The organism is Stenotrophomonas sp. 05N423, from assembly GCF_056397145.1.
The window spans coordinates 483,592-504,163 of record NZ_JBFTMV010000001.1; the positions used below are offsets into that span (position 1 = coordinate 483,592).

Sequence of the window (20,572 nt, forward strand, 5' to 3'; positions counted from 1 at the left end):
CCAGCGCGGGCTACCGCTGGCGCCCGTGATCGGTCCGCTCGTCGCCTTTGTATGGAACGGGGCGCTCGCAGGGCTTACTGTCGGGCCGGACAATCATGGGGAGTGTCATGTCGCGACGGGATGCTGGAACTCCGCGGCCATTGGCAGGGGCGGGGTTCACCTTGATCGAACTGATGGTGACGGTCGCCGTACTGGCGATCATCGCCGCGGTCGCCGTGCCTGCCATGCAGGGGCTGATCGCCGCCAATCGCCTCAGCGCCGCATCCACCGAGCTGGTCACCGCTCTGCAATTGGCGCGTTCGGAGGCCATCCGCCGCAATGCGGCGGTCACGGTCTGCGGCAGCGACAATGGTACGAGCTGCGCCAGCACGACCGACTGGAGCCGGTGGATCGTGACCGGTCGCGACACTACCAGTGGCAGCGACGAGGTGATCCGCGATTCGTCGGTCACGGGCGACATGCAGGTCGCCGGGCCGGCCGCCGGCATCCGTTTCCGCCCGACGGGCCTGCTCGATGCGCAGGCCAGCATGACGGTCTGCCTGCCGGTCAGCAGCGTCGGCGACAACCAGCGCGTCGTGACCATGATGGTCGGCGGCGGAGTCACCACCAGCAAGCACAACGGAGCTGGAGCATGTCCATGAACAGCGCTGTCCGCGGTCCGGTCCACGGTCCGCGCCGATCGCCAGGGCGGCGGTTGCCCCGCCAGCAGCGTGGCGTCAGCCTGCTGGAAGTCATGATCTCGGTGCTGATCCTCGGCGTCGGCCTGCTCGGCATCGCCGCGATGCAGGCGCTCGCGCTGCGCGGCGGCCAGGGCTCGCTGGAGAGCAGCCAGGCGGTCATGCAGACCACGTCGATCGCCGAGGCGATGCGCGCCAACCGGCTCAATGCGGGCAACTATGCGATGGCCATGACCTGTACCGCAGGGTCCGGCGGAAGCCTGGCACAGAACGATCTGGCGGCCTGGATCAACGCGCTCAAGCGCACCATCGGCACGGCCGGCGATACCAGCACCTGCGGCAGGATCGAGGCGCTGGGCAATAGTCGTTTCCGGATCACGGTGCAGTGGGACGACCAGCGTGCCGGCGGCAGCAGTACCCGCCAGGTGGCCACCGAGGTGCGCATATGAGCCGTTTTGCTTACCGTGCGGGTCGCCGGCATTCGGGCGGCTTCAGCCTGATCGAACTGATGATCGCGCTGGTGCTGGGGTTGCTGGTGCTGGGCGCGGCATTCGTCGTGTTCCAGTCCAACCAGAACTCGTACCGTGCCAATGAAGGGTTGAACCGCATCCAGGAGAGTGCGCGGGTTGCCTTCGAGGTGATGTCGCAGGACATCCGCTCGGCCGGCGGTTCGGCGTGTTCCACGGCCTCGGTCGTGGAAAGCTCCGGCGCCCAGTCCGACGCGTTCCGCGACACTCCGATTACCGGTAACGCCACCCAGTTGACCGTGGTCTCGGGCGAGGATGCGGCCTACAAGGTCACGGCTTCGACCGCCACCTCGGTCACCCTGGATTCAACGCAGGTGTCCGATGCCACGGACAAGTTCGAGGTCGGCGACTGGCTGTTGCTGTGCAACGCGCGCAAGAGCTTCGTGGTGCAGGCCACGAGCGTCAGCAGCAGCACCCTCGGGTTCGCCGCGCTGCCGGGCGGCTACAACCCGGGGGTCGACCAGCATGCGCCGCCCTCCTCGGTGGTGGTGGGGCGGTTGCGCAGCGCGCGCTGGTTCGTGGCCGCCAATGGCCGTGGCGGCAGCTCGCTCTACGTCTCGCGCTTCGGCGGTGCCGCCGAGGAAGTCACCGATGGCGTGCAGTCGATCGCCTTCTCGTACCTGCAGCAAGGGGGCACCAGCTATACGGCCACGCCCGCGGACTGGTCCACCGTGATCAGTGTGCGTGCGGACATGGTGCTCAATGGGCGTGACGTGGATGGCAGTGCACTGACCCGCAATTCCTCCAATATCTTCAGTCTCCGGAGTCGTACGCTATGAGTCTTTCCGTCGGCGCGGGCGGCCCCAGCCTGGCGGCGAGCCGGGCGCAGCAGGGCATCACCTTGCTGGTGGTGATGATATTGCTGCTGATACTTTCGGTGCTGGGTATCGCGATCCTGCGCAGCTCGGCCATGCAGGAGCGCATGAGCGCCAACATGCGCGACCGCAGCCTGGCCTTCCAGGGCGCCGAAACGGCCTTGCGTTATGCGCAGGACGTGGTGCTGGCCGGAAATTCCGCCTGGGAGGCGGGAACGATCCCGGCCGCTGCCGATTGCACCAGCACCAGCGTCTGCCCGACCGGCGCCAGCCCGGTCTGGGCGAGCCTGCCCGCAGGCACATACGACACCCGGTTGGCTGCGCCGCCGCAGTACTGGATCGAGTACCTGGGCGTTGGGCCCGGATACAAGGGGAACTGCGACAGCCTGCCGCCGTCCCCGGATTGCGAGAGCCCACTTTTCCGCATCACCGCACGCAGTCGTTCCGCCGGGCGGGCGGATGTCCTGCTGCAGGCCAATGTCGCCAGCCGCACTCCATCGCCGGGGCAATGATCATGAAGCGCAAGCATTCCAAGCATGGGACGTCGCAGCCGGCCATGCGCCAGTGGTGGGCGGGTCCTGCCGCATTCCTGGCCAGCATGCTGGCCCTGCCGGTCAACGCCGGCATCGTGATTCCTGACGACCCGCTGACCACGGCGGCGCGCGTCGCCCCCAACATCCTGTTCATCCTGGATGACTCGGGGTCGATGGCCTGGCGCAACATGAACAACCAGGATGTCACCCAGATCACCGGCCCTGGCTCGTTCAGCAGCCGGCCCGACGCCAACGGTGTGTCCACGGGCACCGGCGTCACCAGCGAGACGCTGGACAACTCGATGTTGTACATGCAGAGCTATGCGACCAACACGCTGTATTACAACCCGGCGGTGACCTACAAGCCATGGATGGATGCCGATGGCAATCGGCTGACGGGCGGCATGAGCTATACGGGGGTCTACAGCAGTGACCTCGTGGTGACGCATTCCGGCGCCGGGACGAATGGCGGTTCGAAGGATCTGTCGGCCAACATCCAGACGTTCTACGTGCCGAAGGACACCGCCAATACCAGCGCGTCCTATCTCTCCAGCGTGTCCAATTACTACCGCTACCAGATCCTGTCCGGCAACGGGGGAATCCTGCGCGGTGTCTACGGCACGGTGGTGACCACCGCCAAGCAGACGGTGCAGGTGGGGGGCAGCAATACGGCCACCGGCACCCTTTCCAACAACACGGCCGTCGACAACCGGCTGGCCTCCGTGTCCGCGGGCGTGGTGCTCGAGATCACCATCGACAACACCAGTTCGAACAATTCCCGGACCCTCAACTACTGGGTTTACGACCCCTCCGGCAATACCGTCTGCTCCGGCGTTTCCAGGACCAACAGTTCCGGATTCTGCCAGGTGCCCGCGACCGTCGCCGGCCAGTACACGGTCAGGGTGCAGCGCGCCACCAACAACAGCACCAGTTACCAGATTTCCGCGCAGCGCTACACCACCAACAGCTGTGATGGACAGAACAGCGGCTATGGCTGGATCGACTGCACCGCGGCGCTGCCTGCATCGCGTACGGGTTCGACCAATACGGTGGCAGACGAGAAGGCCAACTTCGCCACCTGGTACTCCTATCACCGCACCCGCACCAAGGCGGCCAAGGCCGGCGCCGCCGAGGCATTCAGCCCCTTGAACAGTAAGGTTCGCGTCGGGTTCCGCACCATCTGGGGGCGCAACACGTTCGATATCCCGGTCGCCGACGGCAACGACGGGCGCTTCGTCAACAACGTGGCCGATCCCTCGGTGGCCGGCAGCACCAACACCACGTCGCGCTCGACCTGGTACAACCGGCTGTTCGCCGCCGGGGCCAGCAATGGCACGCCGCTGCAGCAGGCGCTGGACGATGCCGGCAGCTATTTCAGCCGTTCGGATTCGAGCGGGCCCTATGGTCCCGAGTCGGGCAGCGACCAGCTGTCCTGCCGGCAGAATTTCTCGATCCTGACCACCGATGGCTACTGGAATACCTCGACGGTCAACAGCGGCAACGCCGACGGCACCGATGGCAGTGCCATCAAGGGCCCCAAGAACAAGACTTATACGTATACGGCCGCGGCGCCCTACAGCGACAGCTATTCCAAGACGCTGGCCGACGTGGCGATGAAGTACTGGAAGACGGATCTCCGTACCGAAGACTACATGGGGAATTCGACCAAGCCGGACAACAACAATGTGCCGACGACGGACGCCGACCCGGCGTTCTGGCAGCACATGGTCACGTTCGGCATCTCGATCGGCCTGAAGACCACCATGGGCTGGTCGAGCGTCGACAGCGTACCGGCGAACCCGGCATGGCCCGACCCGGATACCGCCAATCCCGGTACGGACAACGCGCGGCGCATCGACGATCTGCTGCACGCCGCGGTCAATGGCCATGGCCAGTTCGTGGCCGCGTCCAGTCCTACCGAGTTCACCGCGGGCCTGGGCAAGGCGCTTGCGGCGATCGCCCAGCGCACCGGGTCGTTCTCCAACGTCGCCACCAACTCCGCATCGCTCAATGCCGGCTCCAAGGTGTTCAGTGCCAGCTATGTATCCGGCACCTGGACCGGCACGGTGAAGGGTCAGACGGTGACCCGCGACGGCGTGGGCAGTGGCTGGACGTCCAGCATTCCATCGCTGGCCACCCGCAAGGTGTTCACCTACGGTGCGACCTTCCCCACGACGAGCCAGCAGGCGGCCCTGGCGCGCGTCGGCGGGCCGGCGGACTACGCGGTGACGGGCGCGAACAACGCCGCGTACATCAAGGGCGACAGCAGCAACGAGGAGCGTAACGGCGGGCTGCTGCGCAACCGGCCCAACACCGTGCTGGGAGACATCGTTGGTTCCTCCCCCTTCTACGTGAAGGAGACGGATACCCTGTACGTGGGCGCCAACGACGGCATGCTGCATGCCTTCGACGGCACCAGCGGCCAGGAACTGTTCGCCTACGTGCCCAACATCATCAATTTCACCCAGCTCGCCACGCTGAGCCGGGGCGACTATTCGCACAAGTTCTTCGTCGATGGTCCGGTGGTCGTGACCAACCGCACGTTGACGCCCAACAAAAACATCCTGGTGGGCAGCCTCGGCAGGGGCGGCAAGGGCCTGTATGCGTTGAACGTGACCGCGCCGGCGTCGGCCACTGCGAGCGGCGTCTCCCTGTGGGAGCGTTCGGAAACCACGGCTGGCAACATGGGGCAGGTGCTGGGCAGGCCGATCCTGGCCAATGTGCAGGGGACGAGCAATGCCGCGGTCGTTTTCGGCAACGGCGTCAACAGCAGTCACGACCGGGCCGTGCTCGTCGTGCTGAACGCCGAAACCGGTGCCGTCATCCGCGAGATCGATACCGGTGCGGGTTCGTCCGCCGCGCCCAACGGTCTTTCCGCGCCGACCGGCGTCTACGGTCCCGATGGCAAGACCCTGGCCTATGTGTATGCCGGGGACATGCTCGGCAACGTATGGAAGTTCGACCTGACCAATACCTCGTCTGCTGCATGGAGCGCGACCCGGCTGTTCACGGCCCAGGACGCGGCCGGCAAGGCGCAGCCGATCAGTGCCGGCGTCACTGTTGCGACGCACCCGTGGACCAACAAGCGCTGGGTGTTCTTCGGTACCGGTCGCTACCTCACGACCGAAGATGCCGATTCCAGCAACGTCAACGTGCAGAGCATGTATGGCTTCATCGACTCGGGCACGGCGGTGAGTCGTTCCGAGCTGACCCAGCGCACCGTCCAGGTGACGTCGGGCACCTCGAGCGGATACCCGGTGCGGGCCTTCCAGGGCAAGGCCAGTCTGCCAGCCGGGTCCAAGGGCTGGTATATCGACCTGCCCGAAGCAGGCGAGCGGATCATGCAGGATGCGCAGGTGGTTTCCAGCTTCCTGCTTACCGCCAGCATGATACCCACCGGCAATGCCTGTGATGCGGATGGCCGCGGCTACATCAATGCGCTGGATGCGTTTACCGGGACCAGTGCGGGCAGTTCCTATTTCGATCTGGACAGGAACTCCTCGACCAGCGACACAGTCAACAACCTGCCGGTCGGCTCGGTGGACGCGGGCGTGGGTATGCCCACGTTGCCAAACCTGATGCGCGGCGTCATGTTGGTGGCGGGCAGCAACGGCGAGATCGTGGCTGTGCCGACGATTCCTCCGCGTTGGGAGCGGGTATCGTGGCGCGATCTGAAGGGAGATTGAGAATGAAGAGTGGACGATATGCCCGGGAATCCGGCTTCAGCCTGATCGAATTGATGGTGGTGGTGGCGATACTGGCGATACTGGCCAGCATCGCATTGCCCAGCTACAACGACCACATGCGCAAGGCGCGCCGGGCGGCCGGTGCCGCCTGCGTGGCGGCGGTGGCGCAGAGGCTGGAGCGCGTGTACACGACCGACCTGAGCTACGCGGCGGCTCCGAATATCGCCACGTTGACCGCTTCGTGCGATAGCGACGCGCTGCGTTACTACAACCTGCAAAGGCAGGTCCAGGCACGGACATACACGGTGTCCGCCGCGCCGCAGGGGAAGCAGTCGGGTGATTCGTGCGGGACGTTGAGCATCAACCAGCTGGGCGTCAAATCCCCCAGCAGCCCTGGCTGCTGGTAATCCGGCAGCGCGGCACGTGTGGGGGAGCGTGGGCCGACAGGAGGTCGGCCAGGCAAATAAAAAAGCCTGCGAGTGATCGCAGGCTTTTTCTTTATCTGGCGCCCGAAGTTGGACTCGAACCAACGACCCCCTGATTAACAGTCAAGTGCTCTAACCGGCTGAGCTATTCGGGCGGGGAGGCGCATTCTACGCAGCGCCGCAGGGGCATGCAAGTCCCCGGTGCCCGTATCGGGCCGCTTTCGGCGGAGCACGCTTCAGCTTGGACAGGCCCGCGGCGTCTTCGGGCGTTCGCTTCGTGCGCGGCCGGCGTTGTTGACGATGACCGCTGCCAGCAACTGCCCTTTGGCGTTGCAGAGCGAAAAGGTCAGGTTGCTGCCGGCGCTGCGGCCGTCGGGCAGGTAGCGGACCTGCCTGCGTCCGGCGGAGCTGACCACCCGCAGGTGGTGCGACGCCGGGGGAATGTCCTGCCGCACGATGTCGCCCGGGGTATCGGGCTGGTGGTTGCCGTCGCGATCGAGGAACAACAGCCAGCCATTGCTCCAGTCGGTCGAGCGCGCGCAGGTGATGCCATCCGTTGAGGGGCAGAGCGCGGCGGTGCTGCGCCTGCTGACCGCGGTGAGGCGGGCCAGGGCGAGGTTGTTGAGCAGCGTGTGGGTCGCCGCGCGGGTGCGTTGCCGTTCGATCAGGTCGTCCATGGATGGCAGGGCGATGACGGCAAGGGTCGCCAGGATGAAGGTGCCGACCAGCATTTCCAGCAGGCTCATGCCCCGCGGGTGCGGGCACGATGGGGCAGGGAGTGGGGTGAGGGGCGTCCAGGCCATGTCCGGCTTTCCCATGGAGCGGCGCGCGGCGCGCCTGCAGCCAGACTGGATGGTGGCGACGATGTCGGGAATCGGCCGCAGGGGTCGGCTGGCATGGGAAACATCCTCAGCCGGCCGTCATCCGTGCGCTGGCTATACTTGCCGGTCCATACCGCCGACGCCGCCATGTCCGACCGCTTCCAGCTCGTATCGCCCTATTCGCCGGCAGGCGACCAGCCGGCCGCCATCGAGAAGCTCGCCGCCAACTTCGAGGCGGGCATCGCCAAGCAGACGCTGCTGGGCGTGACCGGTTCGGGCAAGACCTACACCATCGCCAACGTGGTGCAGCAGATCCAGCGGCCGACCCTGGTGATGGCGCCCAACAAGACGCTGGCGGCGCAGTTGTATGGCGAATTCAAGTCATTCTTCCCGCACAACGCGGTGGAGTACTTCGTCAGCTACTACGACTACTACCAGCCCGAAGCCTACGTGCCGGCGTCGGATACCTTCATCGAGAAGGACAGTTCGATCAACGAGCATATCGAGCAGATGCGGCTTGCGGCGACCAAGACATTGTTGTCGCGGCCGGATGCCATCGTGGTCGCCACGGTGTCCGCGATCTACGGCCTCGGCGCGCCCGAAGACTACCTGTCGCTGCGCCTGATCCTGTCCAAGGGCGAGCGCATCGACCAGCGCGACCTGATCAACCACCTGACCCAGCTGCAGTACACGCGCAACGAATACGAGCTGCAGCGCGGCACCTTCCGCGTGCGCGGCGAGGTGATCGATGTTTTCCCCGCCGAACTGGACAGCGAGGCGGTGCGCATCGAACTGTTCGATGGCGAGGTGGAGCAGCTGAGCATGTTCGACCCGCTTACCGGCGAGAGCCTGCGCAGGATGCAGCGCTACACGATCTACCCGAAGACCCACTACGCCACCACGCGCGAACGGGTGCTGGCGGCGATCGAGACGATCAAGGCCGAGCTGAAGGAGCGGCTGGAACTGCTGTACGCGCAGAACAAGCTGGTCGAGGCGCAGCGGCTTGCGCAGCGTACCCAGTTCGACCTGGAAATGATGACTGAGGTCGGTTATTGCAACGGCATCGAGAACTACTCGCGGCACTTGACGGGCAAGGCCGCGGGCGAGCCGCCGCCGACCCTGTTCGATTACCTGCCGGCCGATGCGCTGCTGGTGATCGACGAATCGCACGTGACCATCCCGCAGATCGGCGCGATGTACAAAGGCGACCGCTCGCGCAAGGAAACGCTGGTGGAATTCGGCTTCCGCCTGCCGTCAGCGCTGGACAACCGCCCTCTGCGCTTCGAGGAGTGGGAGGCGCGCTCGCCGCGCAGCATCTATGTGTCGGCCACGCCCGGCCCTTATGAACTGCGCGAATCGGGCGACGAGATCACCGAGCTGGTGGTGCGCCCGACCGGCCTGGTGGACCCGCAGGTCGAGATCCGTCCGGTGGGCACCCAGGTCGACGACCTGATGTCCGAGTGCCACGAGCGCATCAGGATGGGCGACCGCGTGCTGGTCACCACGCTGACCAAGCGCATGGCCGAGAACCTCACCGAGTACCTCGGCGAGCACGGCATCCGCGTGCGCTACCTGCATTCGGACGTGGATACGGTCGAGCGCGTGGAGATCATCCGCGACCTTCGCCTTGGCAAGTTCGACGTGCTGGTCGGCATCAACCTGCTGCGCGAGGGCCTGGACATGCCCGAGGTCTCGCTGGTGGCGATCCTGGATGCGGACAAGGAAGGCTTCCTGCGTTCGACCGGTTCGCTGATCCAGACGATCGGCCGCGCCGCCCGCAACCTGCGCGGCAAGGCGATCCTCTATGCCGACAGGATCACCCGCTCGATGCAGGCGGCCATCGACGAGACCGACCGTCGCCGGCAGAAGCAGGTCGAGTACAACGAGGCGCATGGCATCGTGCCCAAGTCCGTGGCGCGGCCGATCACCGACATCCTCGAGGGGGCGCACGAGGAGGGGCCGGCCAGGTCCGGTGGCAAGGGCAAGGGGCGTCGTGTGGCGGAGCCCGAGGCCGACTACAGGGCGCTCGATCCGGCCCAGGCCGCTGCCCGCATCAAAGTACTGGAGCAGCAGATGTACCAGCACGCGCGCGATCTGGAGTTCGAGGACGCGGCGCGGGTGCGCGACCAGATCCACCGCCTCAAGGAGGCGAGCCTCGGCTGATGCGGCGGGTGCTTGCCGGAGTGTGTTGTCCAGGGAGAAGAGGGGCGGGGAGGGACGATGTGAAAATTTTTCCAGAAACCTGTTGCTCTTCCCCCGATCGCTGGACTAAGATACGCGCCCTCGCAACGAGCAATTGATTGCGACGCGAAGGGCGGTTAGCTCAGCGGTAGAGCACTACCTTGACATGGTAGGGGTCACAGGTTCGAACCCTGTACCGCCCACCACTCCGGTGAGGAGTGGATCAATGACCCGGCAGATGCCGGGTTTTTTGTTTCCGTGATCCAGCGTTGGGTGGCATGCCGGCAGGCGATTGTGAAGGCCGTTTCCGATGGCTTTTCATGTCCCGGGCCTGATCGGGTCGGCGACGCTTCGCCGCGTGACCGGCGAAAGGGCGCTCGAACGTGCATGGAGGCGAAATGACCGCGATTGGTTTACCATCGTGCCCGACCTCCTTCCGGAAAAGGTGGCCCGCGGAAACGCCGGCCGAGTGTGCGACATGAGCACTACCCACTCCTGACGCCAGATCCCGCCACGGCCCTGCAGCAGGCGCCTTCGTGGCGCTTTTTTATTGCCCCAGTTCCCCGGCAGCGTGCCCTCGCATCGCGCGCTCCGCGACCCGCCACGACCCCGGCGGGCCATGACCCAGGTGAAGCCATGATCAACATCACTCTCCCCGACGGCAGCGTCCGTCAGTTCGAAAATCCGGTCAGCGTCATGGACGTGGCCCAATCCATCGGCGCGGGCCTGGCCAAAGCCACCATCGCCGGTGCGGTCGATGGCGTGCTGGTCGACGCAGGCGACGTCATCGATCACGATGCCGCGCTGCGCATCATCACCGCCAAGGACGAGGAGGGCGTGGAGATCATCCGCCATTCCTGCGCGCACTTGGTCGGCCATGCGGTCAAACAGCTGTACCCGGACGTGAAGATGGTGATCGGCCCGGTCATCGCCGAAGGCTTCTATTACGACATCTACTCCGAGCGCCCGTTCACCCCGGACGACATGGCTGCGATCGAAAAGCGCATGGGCGAGCTGATCGCGCAGGACTACGACGTCATCAAGAAGATGACGCCGCGCGCGGAAGTCGTCGAGATCTTCAAGGCCCGCGGCGAGGACTACAAGCTGCGCCTGATCGAGGACATGTCCGACGACATCCAGGCCATGGGCATGTACTACCACCAGGAATACGTGGACATGTGCCGCGGCCCGCACGTGCCGAACACGCGTTTCCTGAAGGCGTTCAAGCTGACCCGCATCTCCGGTGCCTACTGGCGCGGCGACGCCAAGAACGAACAGCTGCAGCGTATCTACGGCACCGCCTGGGCCGACAAGAAGCAGCTCGAGGCCTACATCAAGCGCATCGAGGAAGCCGAAATGCGCGACCACCGCCGCATCGGCAAGCAGCAGGAGCTGTTCCACCTGCAGGAAGAGGCGCCGGGCCTGGTGTTCTGGCACCCGAAGGGCTGGGCGCTGTGGCAGGTGGTCGAGCAGTACGTGCGCCGCGTCTACCGCAGCAGCGGTTACGGCGAGGTGCGCTGCCCGCAGATCCTGGACGTGAGCCTGTGGAAGAAGTCCGGTCACTGGGACAACTACCAGGACAACATGTTCTTCACCGAGTCGGAGAAGCGCACCTATGCGGTCAAGCCGATGAACTGCCCGGGCCATATCCAGGTGTTCAACCAGGGCCTGCACAGCTACCGCGACCTGCCGATCCGCTACGGCGAGTTCGGCGCCTGCCACCGCAACGAGCCGTCCGGCGCGCTGCATGGCATCCTGCGCGTGCGCGGCTTCACCCAGGACGACGGCCACGTGTTCTGTACCGAGGAACAGGTGGAGTCCGAGGTCCGCGCCTTCCATGCGCAGGCGCTGAAGGTCTATGCCGATTTCGGCTTCGAGGACATCCAGATCAAGATCGCGCTGCGCCCGGAATCGCGCCTGGGCGACGATGCCACCTGGGACAAGGCCGAGGACGCCCTCCGTTCGGCGCTGTCCAGCTGCGGCGTGGAATGGCAGGAGCTGCCGGGCGAGGGTGCCTTCTATGGCCCGAAGATCGAGTACCACCTGAAGGACGCCATCGGCCGTACCTGGCAGCTGGGCACCATGCAGGTGGACTTCATGATGCCGGGCCGCCTCGGCGCCGAATACGTCGATGAAAACAGCCAGAAACGGCACCCGGTGATGCTGCACCGGGCGATCGTCGGCTCCATGGAGCGCTTCATCGGCATCCTGATCGAGCACCATGCCGGCGCGTTCCCGGCCTGGCTGGCGCCGGTGCAGGTGGTGGTGGCCAATATCACCGATGCCCAGGCTGAATACGTTCAGCAGGTCCGTCAAACCCTTGCGGAGCAAGGGTTCCGGGTCAGCGCCGATTTGCGGAACGAGAAGATCGGCTATAAGATTCGCGAGCATACGCTGCAGCGTGTGCCGTATCTGCTGGTCGTAGGCGACCGCGAGAAGGAGAACGGCGCGGTGGCGGTACGCACCCGTTCGGGCGAGGATCTGGGCAGCATGTCGCTCCAGGCCTTCATCGAACGCCTGCAGGCGGAACACAGGCAGTAAGCATCCAGCCCCGGTCCCCGCGGACGTTCCGTCGGGGCCGGTTCGATTCCATCCGGAGATTGCAATATCAGTACCCTTGACACCAAGCAGAATCGTCGCAACCACGAAATCCGCGTGCCGCGCGTGCGCGTGATCGGCAGCGACGGTGAAATGATCGGCGTGTTGTCGCGCGACGAAGCGCTGTCGATGGCCGAGGATGAGGGCCTGGACCTGGTCGAGATCCAGCCGCAGGCCGATCCGCCGGTCTGCAAGATCATGGACTTCGGCAAGTTCAAGTTCGAACAGCAGAAGAAGGCCAACGAGGCCAAGAAGAAGAGCAAGCAGGTCGAGATCAAGGAAGTGAAGTTCCGTCCGGTCACGGACGAGGGCGACTACCAGATCAAGCTGCGCAAGATGCGCGGTTTCCTCGAGGAAGGCGACAAGGTCAAGGTCAACATCCGCTTCCGTGGCCGCGAAATGAGCCACCAGGAGCTGGGTCGCGAGATGGCCGGCCGCATCGAGGCGGACCTGGGTGAGGACATCGTGATCGAATCGCGCCCGCGCCTTGAAGGCCGGCAGATGGTCATGATGATCGCGCCGAAGAAGAAGTAAGGCCGTCGCGGCCAAGGCCGCTGCCTTGCTGGACGGGGAGGGGCGTCATGCCGGCTCCCCGTTCCGCGTTCATGTGCCTGCCCGTCCGATTGCCTGCGATTGCAAGCGACCGGATCCGCAGGCATAATGGGCGGCCCGGTTCGCCGGGTTTGTTGTTTGCATCACCTACAGGACCTGCCTGCCTCCATCGGGAGCGCAGGCTTCAAGCAGGCAAGGGCAAGGATGGAAAGCGTGGTTCCGGCCACCGCCCCGGCCAGTAAAAAGAGACCATCAAGGACATAGCAATGCCCAAGATCAAGACCAACCGGGCGGCGGCCAAGCGTTTCCGCAAGACCGCTTCCGGCAAGTACAAGGCTGGCCACGCCAACCGTAGCCACATCCTCACCAAGAAGGCGACCAAGCGGAAGCGTAACCTGCGTCAGACGAATCACGTCCGCGCAGAAGACGCAGGCCGTCTGGACCGCATGCTGCCCTATCTCTGAGGAACTGAACCATGGCACGAGTTAAGCGTGGTGTGCAGGCGCGTCGCCGCCACAAGAAAATCATCAGCCAGGCGAAGGGCTACTACAATGCCCGCCGCAAGGTTTTCCGCGTCGCCAAGCAGGCGGTCATCAAGGCGCAGCAGTACGCCTACATCGGCCGCAAGCAGAAGAAGCGCAATTTCCGTTCGCTGTGGATCACCCGCATCAATGCGGCTGCCCGCATCAACGGCATGAGCTACAGCCGTTTCATGAACGGCCTGCTCAAGGCTGGCATCACCCTGGACCGCAAGGTGCTGGCGGACATCGCCGTGCACGACGCGGCAGGTTTTGCCGCGCTGGCCGAGAAGGCCAAGAGCGCGCTGGCGGCATAAGTCCTTCTCCTGCCGGCGCGGTTCACCCGCGGCGGTGGTGAATGAGACAATGCATGGGGAAGGGCGCAAGTCCTTCCCCTTTTCTTTTTCCAGCTTGGCCGTTCCCTTCTCCCGTCGGGAGGAGGTGCCCCGAGGGGGCGGATGAGGGTGCGCCGCAGGAGCCTACGGCAGTAGCAAGGTTGAACGCGTCGCCACGCGCCGGATTGGGAAACAATCAGGGCATCGGCGTTGGAGCAATCTGACTGCGCTAGGATTCGCTCGTGCCCTCACCTCGACCTTTCTTCCTGTGGAAGAAGGGGCAGGGGGTTCCGGGGTAGTGCCCGGCGCGGAACGTGTGAGGCGACCAATCCGAGATCCGTCGATCCATGAGTGACATCCAATCCCTGACCGCACAGGCGCTGGCCGACGTGGCCGCGGCGCAGAATCCGGAAACACTGGAAAACCTGCGCGTCGCCCTGCTGGGCAAGAACGGCAGCATCACCGCACAGCTCAAGCAACTGGGCGGCCTGCCTGCCGACGAGCGCAAGGCGGCGGGCGAGGCGATCAACCGCGTCCGCGACGAGGTGTCCGGCGCCTTGGGTGAGCGCAAGGCGCTGCTGGAGAACGCGGCACTGGACGCGCGCCTGGCATCCGAACGCATCGACGTCACCCTGCCGGGGCGCGATGGCGGGCGCGGCGGCCTGCATCCGGTCACGCGCACGCTGGAGCGCATCACCGAGATCTTCGGCCGCCTCGGTTACGAGCTCTCCGAGGGCCCGGAGATCGAGGACGACTGGCACAACTTCGAGGCGCTGAACTTCCCGCCGCACCATCCGGCGCGCGCCATGCACGACACCTTCTACTTCGGCGACGGCCGCCTGCTGCGCACGCATACCTCCGGTGTGCAGGTGCGTTACATGGACGATCACCACCCGCCGCTGCGCATGATCGCCGCCGGCAAGGTCTACCGCAGCGACAGCGACCAGACTCATTCGCCGATGTTCCACCAGGTCGAAGGCCTGCTGGTGGACGAGCATTCCACCTTCGCCGATCTCAAGGGCACGCTGAGCGAGTTCGTGCGTGCGTTCTTCGAGCGCGATTTCGAGATGCGCTTCCGTCCCAGCTACTTCCCGTTCGTTGAGCCGGGCGCGGAAGTGGACATCGCCTGGCAGCAGCCCGACGGCAGCACCCGCTGGCTGGAAGTGCTGGGCTGCGGCATGGTGCATCCGAACGTGCTGCGCAACTGCGGCATCGATCCGGAGCGCTACACCGGCTTCGCTTTCGGGCTGGGCGTGGAGCGCTTCGCGATGCTGCGCTATGGCGTGAACGATCTGCGCGCGTTCTTCGACAACGACGTGCGTTTCCTGCGCCAGTTCGCGTAAGTCGCGGCACGGCGGCAGGGTTCCCCACAGGCATACACACGGCGGGCGATGCAGGCCCGCACAACGGATCGAGCAACGATGAAATTCTCCGAAAGCTGGCTGCGCAGCCATGTCCCCACCGATGCTTCGCGCGACGAACTGAGTACGGTGCTGACCGCCATCGGTCTGGAGGTCGAGGAAGTCACCGCACTGGGCGATGGGCTGGACAACGTGGTGGTGGCGCGCATCGTCGAGGCCGTGCGTCATCCGGAAGCCGACCGCCTGCAGGTGTGCAAGGTCGATGCGGGCCAGGGCGAACTGCTGCAGATCGTCTGCGGTGCGCCGAACGCACGCCCGGGTCTGGTCGCGCCGTTGGCGATGGTCGGTGCGCAGATCGGCGAACTGAAGATCAAGCCGGCCAGGCTGCGCGGCGTGGAATCCAACGGCATGCTGTGCTCGGCCAAGGAACTGGGCCTGGACAACGACGCTTCCGGCCTGCTGGAGCTGCCGGATGATGCGCCGGTGGGCGTGGCGCTGGTGGAGTACCTCGGCCTGCCCGACGCCAGCATCGAGATCAAGCTCACGCCGAACCGTGCCGACTGTTTCAGCGTGCGCGGCATCGCTTTCGATGTGGCCGCCGCGACCCGCAGTGAAGTGAAGTCGTTCGCTGCCGACGCGGTACCGGCGCAGGGCGCGCGCGAACTTGCCATCACGCTGGCGGCCGGCGCCGAAGCGCCGCGTTACCTCGGCCGCGTGATCGAAGGTGTCAACGCGCGTGCGGCCACGCCGCTGTGGATGGCCGAGCGCCTGCGCCGCAGTGGCGTGCGCCCGGTGTCGCTGCTGGTGGACATCACCCAGTACGTGATGCTGGAGCTGGGTCAGCCGATGCATGCCTACGACCTGGATACGCTCAAGGGCGGCATCGGCGTGCGCCGCTCGCACGCCGGCGAAATCCTGAAGCTGCTCGATGGCCGCGACGCCGCGCTGGACGACAGCTTCCTGGTGATCACCGACGCCGACCGCCCGGTCGGCCTCGCCGGCATGATGGGGGGCTTCGACACCCGTGTCACCGACGCCACCACCAATGTGTTCCTCGAGGCCGCGCACTTCGCGCCGGCCGCGATCATGGGCCGCGGCCGCAAGCTGGGCCTGCACACCGATGCCGGCCATCGTTTCGAGCGTGGCGTCGATCCGCAGTTGCCGCGCGCGGCGATCGAATACGCCACCCGCCTGGTGCTGGACCTGGCCGGCGGCGTGCCGGCACCGGTCACCGAAGCGGTGCGCGAAGCCGACCTGCCGGTGACGGCAACGATCCTGCTGCGCCGCGCGCGTATCGCGCGCGTGCTGGGCGTCCAGATCGCCGATGCCGAGGTCGAGCGCATCCTGCGCGCGCTGGGCATGGAGGTCGTGCCAGTGGCGGAGGGCTGGAACGTGACCGCACCGAGCCGTCGCTTCGACATCGCCATCGAAGAAGATCTGATCGAAGAGCTGGCGCGCATCCACGGCTACGAGCAGATCCCGACCACGCTGCCGGGCGGCGCGGCGCGCATCGCCATGCCGAGCGAAACCCGTCTGGACGACCTGAGCGTGCGCCGCCAGCTGGTGGCGCGCGACATGCTGGAAACCATCAATTACGCCTTCGTCGATGCGCAGCTGCTCGACCAGTGGGCGTTGACTGACGGGCGCGTCGCGCTGGCCAATCCGCTGTCGGCGGAGTTGGCGGTGATGCGGCCGATGCTGCTGCCGGGCCTGGTGGCGACGCTGGGCCGCAATGTCGCGCGGCAGGCGGGCCGCGTGCGCCTGTTCGAACTGGGGCGCGTGTTCGCGCAGCAGGCCGGCGAAGCCGGGCAGGCGCCGCAGGAAACCGTGCGCGTGGCCGCTGCGGTCTGCGGCGATGCGACGGCGCTGCAATGGGGCGGGAAAGCGCGCAAGGTCGATTTCCACGACCTCAAGGGCGACCTGCAGTCGCTGGCCGCCGCCTCCGGCGCGCAGCTGGAGTTCCGCGTCGCGCAGCACCCGTTCGCGCATCCGGCGCGTTCGGCCGACGTCTGGCGCGACGGCCGGCGCATCGGCTGGATCGGCCAGCTGCACCCGCGTCTGGTCGCGGCGATGGAGATCGACGTGGACGTGCTGGCGTTCGAACTGGACCTGGAGCCGCTGGCAGCCCGCCTGTTGCCGCGTGCCGGCGAACTGTCGCGGTTCCCCGCGGTGCGGCGCGATCTGGCGTTGATGGTGGCCGAGCCGGTCGAGTGGGAGGCGCTGTCGGCGACGATCCGCCAGGCCGCGGGTAGCCTGCTGCGCGAGATTGTGCTGTTCGACCGCTACGTCGGCCAGGGGGTCGAACCCGGTTTCAAGAGTCTGGCTATGGGCTTGATTTTGCAGGACACCTCGCGCACTCTGACGGACCGCGACGTGGACGCCGTGGTCGCCTCCGTGGTGGCCGCCGTCGAGCATGAACACGGCGCCAGGATCCGGGGTTGAAGCGGAAGTAACAGGGAACAGGCATGGCATTGACCAAGGCGGAGATGGCCGACCGGTTGTTCGACGAGGTCGGCTTGAACAAGCGCGAGGCCAAGGAGTTCGTCGATGCGTTCTTCGACGTGCTGCGCGATGCATTGGAACAGGGACGCCAGGTGAAGCTGTCCGGTTTCGGCAATTTCGACCTGCGGCGCAAGAACCAGCGCCCGGGCCGCAATCCCAAGACCGGGGAGGAAATTCCGATTTCCGCCCGCACGGTGGTCACCTTCCGTCCGGGCCAGAAGCTCAAGGAGCGGGTGGAGGCATATGCTGGATCCGGGCAGTAACCGCGAACTTCCGCCGATTCCGGCCAAGCGCTACTTCACCATCGGTGAGGTCAGCGAGCTGTGCGACGTCAAGCCGCACGTGCTGCGCTACTGGGAAACCGAATTTCCGAGCCTGGAACCGGCCAAGCGCCGCGGCAACCGCCGTTACTACCAGCGCCACGACGTGCTGATGGTGCGGCAGATCCGTGGTCTGCTGTACGAACAGGGCTACACCATCGGCGGCGCCCGCCTGCGCCTGGAAGGCGAGGGCGCGCGGCAGGAGTCGGCGCTGAGCAACCAGATCATCAAGCAGGTCCGCATGGAGCTCGAGGAAGTGCTGCAGCTGCTGCGGCGTTGACCGCTTCCACGGCAATACGCGTATAATCGCCGGCTCGCCATCACGGTGGCGGCATGCAGTAACGATCGGGGCGTAGCGCAGCCTGGTAGCGCATCTGCCTGGGGGGCAGAGGGTCGTCGGTTCGAATCCGGCCGTCCCGACCAACTACTGCATTTGGATCAAGGGCTTGCACTTCGTTGTGCGAGCCCTTTTTTCGTTCATCACCCTAATTTCACCCTATCGGATGGCGAGCGAACCCCGGTGTTGATCTCCGTCCACGGCGCCTCGTGACCATCAAGATACATTTTGGTCATCGCTTCCGTGCTGTGGTCAGCAGGTCCTGCACCTGGCCAGGTCACGGTCACGTTTCGCCGCCGGCCGCGCCGCACGCATCATATTCCGACCGAGGAGGGGTTCTACGGCTCGGAGGAAAACCCCGGCGCCCTCGCCGATGTCGCCGCAGACTGCGTTACTCCCTCAGTGGATGTCGCAGGAGAAATAGACATATGGGGGGCTATGAGCAAGTAGGCGAACAAGAAGACTTCCCGGGGAACAGTAGCCCGGCCGCGGGTTCGCGCATCGGTTGCCCGCCATTGAGTAGTGGCTGGTGGAGGGGGTAGGTCTACATGCGTTGGCTGCTTGCACTGACTGCGCTAGCTGCATCTATGGGGGAGCATTCACCCGGCAGCACCGGCCGCAGCCAAGGCCAACCCCGGCAGGCCAGCCAAGGACTATGGGCAGTTGCGCCTTGTAGGAAAAGTCTGATCTTCTTGGAATTGTGACCTGCTGCTGGAAGCTCGTTTCCCCGAATCAATAGCCTCGCTCAAGCCCAGCTAGTGGGCAAATTGGGGAAACGAGATGAAGATGAAGCGCATGATCGCTGCAGCCGTGCTGTCTCTTTCGTTCTTTGGCAGTGTTCTCGCGGCGCCACCGTGTGACCTGAAGTGCTTCCAGTTGCTCAACGCATGCCTGACCGCTGGCAATGATTATGTCCATTGCTACGATCTGCATACGAAGTGCATCCAAGACAACTGTCCGGCGCCTTAACTTGGGCATCCTATAGTGGACAAGGCCCCGCCTGGTGCGGGGCTTTTGCCGTGAGGGCAGGCGGTATGCCCAGCCCCACCGAAATCGGGATAGAGCCTGGGGCGGGAACAGTAGGTCAGGTGGGCAACACCATTGCACCTTATCCACTCGCAATTCATTGATACGAAAAGGAGAGAATCGGCATCGTAGAGGCATGGAAGCCAGCCTGGTATTTCCTTTTTCATCAATTACCTGTCGCTATCGGTGGCGTTGCTTGGGGGCAGATGGTCGTCGGTTCGAGTCCGGTCGTATCGTCCAATACTGCCGTACGACGCGGTGAACGTTCCGCTAACTCGCGCGCATGTGGAACCGGCTAAGGTCGCGCCTTTCCCATGAGGCAGGAAGCGGCATGCGCATTGCGAAATGGAGTTTGCTGGCAGGTCTGTGGCTATTGCCTCCGTCGCCCTTGTACGCAGAGCCACCCGTCGAGGTGGAGAGTGAGGCGGGAAAGGCGCCGATCCGTGATCTGGAAACACTGGTGGTGCACGGTGTGCAGCCCGGGCCGGGGTTGTGGAAGGTCAGCAGGGACGACCACGTGCTGTGGATATTGGGGACGGCGTCGCCGCTGCCTGACCGGATCCAGTGGCAGTCGGGCGAGGTGGCGGCGATCGTCGCGCGCTCGCAGCAGGTGTTGCTGCCTCCCTCTTTGTCCTTCAACGCCGATGTTGGCTTCTTCGGCATGCTGGCGCTGGCGCCGGCCGCGTGGAAGGCGATGCGCAACGAGAATGGCGCGAAGCTGGAGGATGTATTGCCGCCCGCGCTGTATGCCCGCTGGCAGGCGCAGAAGCACCGCTATCTTGGCCGCGATGGTGGGGTCGAGCGCAAGCGGCCGATGATCGCCGCGAACGAGTTGTATGCGGCGGCGATCAAGTCGGCCGGGCTCGGGCAGAAGCCGGTCGTCTGGCCGGTCGTGCAGAAGGCCGCCAGGACGGCGGGCATCAAGCCGACCTCGACGACGTTGAAGTTCGAGATCGACGATCCGAAGGCGGCGATCCGCGAGTTCCGCGCTGGCGGTTTCGATGACGTGGCCTGTTTCGAGCGCAAGCTTGCCTCGGTGGAACACGATCTGCCCCGGCTGGTGGAGCGGGCCAATGCCTGGGCGGTCGGCGACATCGCAGCATTGCGCGACCTGCCGCTGGAAGACGCCGATGGCGCCTGCCTGCGCGCCCTTGCCGATTCCGGCTTCGCCCGCGATCGTGGCTATGGCGATCTCCGGGAGCGGGGCCGCCAGCACTGGGTGACGATCGCCGAGGAAGCGCTGCGCCGGAACCGCGAGACGTTCGCGATGCTGCCGGTCGATAGCCTGTTGGCCGCCGATGGCTACCTCGTCCGGCTGCAGGCGCGCGGTTACGAGGTGGAAGCACCCTGAGCCGGCG

Annotated in this window: 18 protein-coding genes, 3 tRNA genes and 1 pseudogene; 19 read left to right on the forward strand and 3 right to left on the reverse strand. The window is 65.4% G+C overall.

Annotated features, from left to right (window positions below; translation table 11 throughout):
* Window positions 1-107: 107 nt before the first annotated feature.
* The 6 genes from AC1DGW_RS02145 to AC1DGW_RS02170 are packed head-to-tail and all read left to right on the forward strand — an operon-like array spanning window position 108 to window position 6,645.
* Complete coding sequence (locus tag AC1DGW_RS02145; RefSeq protein WP_478019027.1) at window positions 108-641, forward strand: GspH/FimT family pseudopilin; 534 nt, start codon at window positions 108-110, stop codon at window positions 639-641.
* Window positions 638-1,126, forward strand: coding sequence for a type IV pilus modification PilV family protein (locus AC1DGW_RS02150; RefSeq protein ID WP_478019028.1), 489 nt, complete (start codon window positions 638-640; stop codon window positions 1,124-1,126). Before AC1DGW_RS02145 ends, AC1DGW_RS02150 begins: the two co-directional genes overlap by 4 nt.
* Complete coding sequence (locus AC1DGW_RS02155) at window positions 1,123-1,983, forward strand: PilW family protein (protein WP_478019029.1); 861 nt, start codon at window positions 1,123-1,125, stop codon at window positions 1,981-1,983. The genes AC1DGW_RS02150 and AC1DGW_RS02155 overlap by 4 nt, the downstream gene beginning before the upstream one ends.
* Window positions 1,980-2,531 carry a pilus assembly PilX family protein gene (locus AC1DGW_RS02160; protein ID WP_478019030.1) on the forward strand — a complete coding sequence of 184 codons (552 nt, stop codon included), beginning with the start codon at window positions 1,980-1,982 and terminating at the stop codon, window positions 2,529-2,531. The genes AC1DGW_RS02155 and AC1DGW_RS02160 overlap by 4 nt, the downstream gene beginning before the upstream one ends.
* Before the next feature lie 2 nt (window positions 2,532-2,533).
* On the forward strand, window positions 2,534-6,238 hold the full coding sequence (locus tag AC1DGW_RS02165; RefSeq protein ID WP_478019031.1) for a pilus assembly protein: 3,705 nt from the start codon (window positions 2,534-2,536) through the stop codon (window positions 6,236-6,238).
* A 2-nt stretch (window positions 6,239-6,240) separates the two neighbouring features.
* Window positions 6,241-6,645, forward strand: a complete 405-nt coding sequence (locus tag AC1DGW_RS02170) for a type IV pilin protein (protein WP_478019032.1) — start codon at window positions 6,241-6,243, stop codon at window positions 6,643-6,645.
* Between the two features lie 96 nt (window positions 6,646-6,741).
* Here the strand turns inward: AC1DGW_RS02170 and AC1DGW_RS02175 are convergent.
* Window positions 6,742-6,818: transfer RNA gene (locus AC1DGW_RS02175), tRNA-Asn, on the reverse strand.
* 81 nt (window positions 6,819-6,899) lie between these two features.
* Window positions 6,900-7,409: a GspH/FimT family pseudopilin gene (locus AC1DGW_RS02180; RefSeq protein WP_478019033.1), complete on the reverse strand. Its 510-nt coding sequence runs from the start codon at window positions 7,407-7,409 to the stop codon at window positions 6,900-6,902.
* 222 nt (window positions 7,410-7,631) lie between these two features.
* Here AC1DGW_RS02180 and uvrB point away from each other — a divergent pair, with 222 nt between their 5' ends.
* The 11 genes from uvrB (at window position 7,632) to AC1DGW_RS02235 (ending at window position 18,274) form a co-directional block, all read left to right on the forward strand.
* Window positions 7,632-9,647, forward strand: a complete 2,016-nt coding sequence (gene uvrB / locus AC1DGW_RS02185) for an excinuclease ABC subunit UvrB (protein ID WP_478019034.1) — start codon at window positions 7,632-7,634, stop codon at window positions 9,645-9,647.
* Window positions 9,648-9,796: 149 nt separating this feature from the next.
* Window positions 9,797-9,871: transfer RNA gene (locus tag AC1DGW_RS02190), tRNA-Val, on the forward strand.
* Window positions 9,872-10,301: 430 nt separating this feature from the next.
* Entirely contained in the window at window positions 10,302-12,206 is a 1,905-nt protein-coding gene (thrS, locus tag AC1DGW_RS02195) for a threonine--tRNA ligase (RefSeq protein ID WP_478019035.1), read from the forward strand.
* Between the two features lie 66 nt (window positions 12,207-12,272).
* Complete coding sequence (gene infC, locus AC1DGW_RS02200) at window positions 12,273-12,797, forward strand: translation initiation factor IF-3 (protein WP_235504317.1); 525 nt, start codon at window positions 12,273-12,275, stop codon at window positions 12,795-12,797.
* A 284-nt stretch (window positions 12,798-13,081) separates the two neighbouring features.
* On the forward strand, window positions 13,082-13,279 hold the full coding sequence (gene rpmI, locus AC1DGW_RS02205) for a 50S ribosomal protein L35 (RefSeq protein ID WP_010342861.1): 198 nt from the start codon (window positions 13,082-13,084) through the stop codon (window positions 13,277-13,279).
* Between the two features lie 11 nt (window positions 13,280-13,290).
* Window positions 13,291-13,650, forward strand: coding sequence for a 50S ribosomal protein L20 (rplT, locus tag AC1DGW_RS02210; RefSeq protein WP_054664681.1), 360 nt, complete (start codon window positions 13,291-13,293; stop codon window positions 13,648-13,650).
* A gap of 365 nt (window positions 13,651-14,015) precedes the next feature.
* On the forward strand, window positions 14,016-15,011 hold the full coding sequence (locus AC1DGW_RS02215; protein ID WP_478019036.1) for a phenylalanine--tRNA ligase subunit alpha: 996 nt from the start codon (window positions 14,016-14,018) through the stop codon (window positions 15,009-15,011).
* 78 nt (window positions 15,012-15,089) lie between these two features.
* A complete protein-coding gene (gene pheT, locus AC1DGW_RS02220) occupies window positions 15,090-17,471 on the forward strand; it encodes a phenylalanine--tRNA ligase subunit beta (protein ID WP_478019037.1) in 2,382 nt (793 codons plus the stop codon).
* 23 nt (window positions 17,472-17,494) lie between these two features.
* Window positions 17,495-17,794: an integration host factor subunit alpha gene (locus AC1DGW_RS02225; protein ID WP_054657702.1), complete on the forward strand. Its 300-nt coding sequence runs from the start codon at window positions 17,495-17,497 to the stop codon at window positions 17,792-17,794.
* Window positions 17,775-18,131 carry a MerR family transcriptional regulator gene (locus AC1DGW_RS02230; RefSeq protein ID WP_055769947.1) on the forward strand — a complete coding sequence of 119 codons (357 nt, stop codon included), beginning with the start codon at window positions 17,775-17,777 and terminating at the stop codon, window positions 18,129-18,131. Before AC1DGW_RS02225 ends, AC1DGW_RS02230 begins: the two co-directional genes overlap by 20 nt.
* Before the next feature lie 66 nt (window positions 18,132-18,197).
* Window positions 18,198-18,274: transfer RNA gene (locus AC1DGW_RS02235), tRNA-Pro, on the forward strand.
* A gap of 166 nt (window positions 18,275-18,440) precedes the next feature.
* On the opposite strand, the pseudogene AC1DGW_RS02240 reads toward AC1DGW_RS02235, so the two are convergent.
* A pseudogene (locus AC1DGW_RS02240) lies at window positions 18,441-18,569 on the reverse strand (DNA-3-methyladenine glycosylase); the annotation flags it as partial.
* A gap of 405 nt (window positions 18,570-18,974) precedes the next feature.
* On the opposite strand from AC1DGW_RS02240, the gene AC1DGW_RS02245 reads away from it, so the two are divergent.
* Entirely contained in the window at window positions 18,975-19,157 is a 183-nt protein-coding gene (locus AC1DGW_RS02245; RefSeq protein WP_478019038.1) for a hypothetical protein, read from the forward strand.
* A 388-nt stretch (window positions 19,158-19,545) separates the two neighbouring features.
* Window positions 19,546-20,565 (forward strand): TraB/GumN family protein, encoded by a 1,020-nt coding sequence (locus tag AC1DGW_RS02250; protein ID WP_478019039.1) that lies wholly within the window; start codon window positions 19,546-19,548, stop codon window positions 20,563-20,565.
* Window positions 20,566-20,572 lie beyond the last annotated feature (7 nt).